The 2922-nt window shown below is 48.3% G+C and carries 1 rRNA gene; it reads right to left on the bottom strand.

Annotation, left to right across the window (positions count from 1 at the left end):
- Nucleotides 1–2878, bottom strand: a 23S ribosomal RNA gene (locus tag C245_RS0122435).
- Nucleotides 2879–2922: the final 44 nt, after the last annotated feature.

Raw genomic sequence — 2922 nt, forward strand, 5'->3', positions numbered from 1 at the left:
TACATAAGCTTACGGATTATTAGTACTACTCGACTATGACATTACTGCCTTTACATCTATAGCCTATCAACGTGGTCATCTTCCACGATCCTTAAAAGAAATCTCATCTTGTGGTGGGTTTCGCGCTTATATGCTTTCAGCGCTTATCCCTTCCAAACGTAGCTACTCTGCGGTGCCCCTGGCGGGACAACAGATACACTAGAGGTTTGTCCAATTCGGTCCTCTCGTACTAGAATCAGATCCACTCAAATTTCTAACGCCCACAGTAGATAGAGACCGAACTGTCTCACGACGTTCTGAACCCAGCTCGCGTGCCACTTTAATGGGCGAACAGCCCAACCCTTGGGACCTTCTCCAGCCCCAGGATGTGACGAGCCGACATCGAGGTGCCAAACCCCCCCGTCGATATGAGCTCTTGGGGGAGATCAGCCTGTTATCCCCGGCGTACCTTTTATCCTTTGAGCGATGGCCCTTCCATGCGGAACCACCGGATCACTATGCTCTACTTTCGTACCTGATCGACCTGTATGTCTCTCAGTCAAGCTCCCTTATGCCATTGCACTCTACGCACGGTTACCAAGCGTACTGAGGGAACCTTTAGAAGCCTCCGTTACTCTTTTGGAGGCGACCACCCCAGTCAAACTACCCACCAAGCACTGTCCTCTTCATCGAAGAGTTAGGCCTCAGATAAACAAAGGGTTGTATTTCAACAATGACTCCACAACGCCTGGCGACGCCACTTCACAGTCTCCAACCTATCCTACACATCATTTATCCAAGGTCAATACTAAGCTATAGTAAAGGTGCACAGGGTCTTTTCGTCCCACTGCGGGTAAACGGCATCTTCACCGTTACTACAATTTCACCGAGCTCATGGCTGAGACAGTGTCCAGATCGTTACACCATTCGTGCAGGTCGGAACTTACCCGACAAGGAATTTCGCTACCTTAGGACCGTTATAGTTACGGCCGCCGTTTACTGGGGCTTCAATTCAATGCTTCTCCGAAGATAACATCTCCTCTTAACCTTCCAGCACCGGGCAGGTGTCAGGCCCTATACTTCATCTTACGATTTTGCAGAGCCCTGTGTTTTTGATAAACAGTCGCCTGGACCTCTTCACTGCGGCCAGCTTGCGCTGGCGACCTTTCTCCCGAAGTTACAGGTCTATTTTGCCTAATTCCTTAGCCATGAATCTCTCGAGCACCTTAGGATTCTCTCCTCAACTACCTGTGTCGGTTTACGGTACTGGTACTAATTACCTGAAGTTTAGAGGTTTTTCTTGGAAGCCCTTAGGCGCACTATCTCTTTGTCCGAAGACTCCGAGTACTATCGTATTTCACCATTCTCTACGGATTTGCCTATAGAGAATATAGCTAGGTACTTCAACGAACTATTCCGTCAGTTCGCGGCGCTTTCATCACTCCGTCACCCCATCACAGTAATTAGTAGTACGGGAATATTAACCCGTTGGCCATCGACTGTCCCTTTCGGGTTCGCCTTAGGACCAGACTAACCCACAGCTGATTAGCATAGCTGTGGAAACCTTAGTTTTTCGGTGTGCGGGTTTCTCGCCCGCATTATCGTTACTTATGCCTACATTTTCTTTTCTAACCAGTCCAGCATACCTTACGATACACCTTCAACCCTGTTAGAATGCTCCCCTACCACTTACAATTGCTTGTAAATCCATAGCTTCGGTAATATGCTTATGCCCGATTATTATCCATGCTCGTCCGCTCGACTAGTGAGCTGTTACGCACTCTTTAAATGAATGGCTGCTTCCAAGCCAACATCCTAGCTGTCTGGGCAGACAAACCTCGTTCTTTCAACTTAGCATATATTTGGGGACCTTAGCTGATGGTCTGGGTTCTTTCCCTCTCGGACTTGGACCTTAGCACCCAAGCCCTCACTGTTATCAATCATTATATAGCATTCGGAGTTTGTCAGGAATTGGTAGGCGGTGAAGCCCCCGCATCCAATCAGTAGCTCTACCTCTATATAACTAAAATAACGCTGCACCTAAATGCATTTCGGGGAGTACGAGCTATTTCCGAGTTTGATTGGCCTTTCACCCCTACCCACAGGTCATCCGAAGACTTTTCAACGTCAACCGGTTCGGACCTCCACACTGTGTTACCAGCGCTTCATCCTGCCCATGGGTAGATCACACGGTTTCGCGTCTAACACTACTGACTAAAGCGCCCTATTCAGACTCGCTTTCGCTACGGATCCGTGACTTAATCACTTAACCTTGCCAGCAACGTTAACTCGTAGGCTCATTATGCAAAAGGCACGCCGTCACCCCACAAAAGGGCTCCGACCGCTTGTAAGCGTATGGTTTCAGGATCTATTTCACTCCGTTATTCACGGTTCTTTTCACCTTTCCCTCACGGTACTGGTTCACTATCGGTCTCTCAGGAGTATTTAGCCTTAGCGGATGGTCCCGCCAAATTCAGACAGGGTTTCACGTGCCCCGCCCTACTCAGGATACCACTATCTATTATACTTGTTACCCATACGAGGCTATCACTCTCTATGGCTCGACTTTCCAGTCGATTCCGGTTCCTTGTACATAAAATGTCGTGGTCCTACAACCCCAACAATGCCGTAACATCATTGGTTTGGGCTAATCCGCGTTCGCTCGCCACTACTTACGGAATCACTTTTGTTTTCTTCTCCTCCGCCTACTTAGATGTTTCAGTTCAGCGGGTTTGCCCACCTATCGGTGTACTATGTCTTCAACATAGTGGGTTGCCCCATTCGGATATCTACGGATCAATCGATGTGTGCTCGTCCCCGTAGCTTTTCGCAGCTTATCACGTCCTTCTTCGCCTCTGAGAGCCTAGGCATCCCCCATACGCCCTTATTTTGCTTATTGTACCAATCTTGTTTCTTAAAACAAGACCGTTTTTTTTGTCTTTT

It is taken from the genome of Flavobacterium sp. WG21 (genome assembly GCF_000335775.1).
Taxonomy (GTDB): domain Bacteria; phylum Bacteroidota; class Bacteroidia; order Flavobacteriales; family Flavobacteriaceae; genus Flavobacterium; species Flavobacterium tructae.